This is a genomic window from Polaromonas sp. P1_E1_2, from assembly GCF_056406035.1.
The window spans coordinates 1-1,156 of record NZ_JBFUAZ010000892.1; the positions used below are offsets into that span (position 1 = coordinate 1).

Genomic DNA, 1,156 nt, shown 5'->3' on the forward strand with positions numbered 1-1,156 from the left:
CGTCCAGCCCCTTGCCGAGGATCATTTCGGTGGAGCGCCCGCCGATGTCCACCACCAACCGGCGTTCATCGGACTGGGGCAGGAGGTGGGCAACACCCTGATAAATCAGGCGGGCTTCTTCGCGGCCCGGGATGACGTCAATGGCAAAGCCGAGGATTTTGTGGGCGCGTGCGAGGAACTCTTCGCGGTTGCGCGCTTCACGCAGGGTCTGCGTGGCGACGGCGCGAACCTGGTACTTCTTGAAGCCGGCCAGCCGTTCACCGAAGCGCGCCAGGCAGTCCCAGCCGCGCTGCATGGCTTCCGGGGTCAGGTTGCGGTCGGCATCCAGCCCGTTGCCCTGGCGAACGGTTTCCTTGAGGTATTCGGTGCGGTGAATCTGGCCGGCATCAAAGCGGCCGATTTCCAGCCGAAAGCTGTTGGACCCGAGGTCTACAGCGGCGAGCAGCGTTCCATTTTGCATACCTGAGTTTAAGCTCCCAACATAGCCATCGCGCGGGACTCTCATCAGCATTTCTGGGTGCCTAGCCGATCAACCGGCCGTCGACGGTCATCATGCTTTGCGTGACGTAGGTGCCGCTTCTGCGCTGGGGATTGAAGCTGATGCTGAATCCGCCGACATCGAACTTTGTGCGGCGCTGAAAGGCGGCGAGAACGCTCTGGCGGTTCAGGGCGCCGTCGACGTCATTGAGCACTTCGTARGTGTAGCGTGCTGCAATGAATCCTGCCAGGCTCAGGGGTGTGGGCGGTTCGTCAAAGAGGCGCGAAAGCGTTTCACGGTAGCTTCTGACCACCGGAAGGCTGGCATTGACCAGGGGCACGGGCTGGGTGGCTATGACCGGGGTATTGCGCGCAGCGCCCATCTGCAGCATGGTTTGCAGGTTCACATCGGCCAACGCCACGACATAGCGCTGGCGGGCCTGCTTTTCCAGGCCCTGGGTGAATTCGGCGAGCTCCGGCGTTCCGCCCACAAAAAGCAGCACTGCGGGTGTACGGGGCGTGAGTTTCTGGCCCAGCGCGCGCAGGTCGTCTGTTGCCTTGAAGGGCTGCAGCTTCAGTTGCATGTCCAGGGCAATGCGCTCGACATCCGCGTGATAGGCAGCGTGATCCTGTGCTGTGGCGTAAATCGCACCCAGCTCCTTGAGGCCCATGGTTGAAA

2 protein-coding genes are annotated in these 1,156 nt (G+C 62.1%); both read right to left on the bottom strand.

The genetic code is table 11. From position 1 onward, the window contains the following. Positions 1-460 (bottom strand): Ppx/GppA phosphatase family protein (locus AC1D1P_RS23840; protein ID WP_477674718.1); only part of this gene is annotated, 460 nt, incomplete at its 3' end. 61 nt (positions 461-521) lie between these two features. Beyond that, the coding region (locus AC1D1P_RS23845) for a type 1 periplasmic-binding domain-containing protein (RefSeq protein ID WP_477674719.1) at positions 522-1,156 on the bottom strand (635 nt) is incomplete at its 5' end.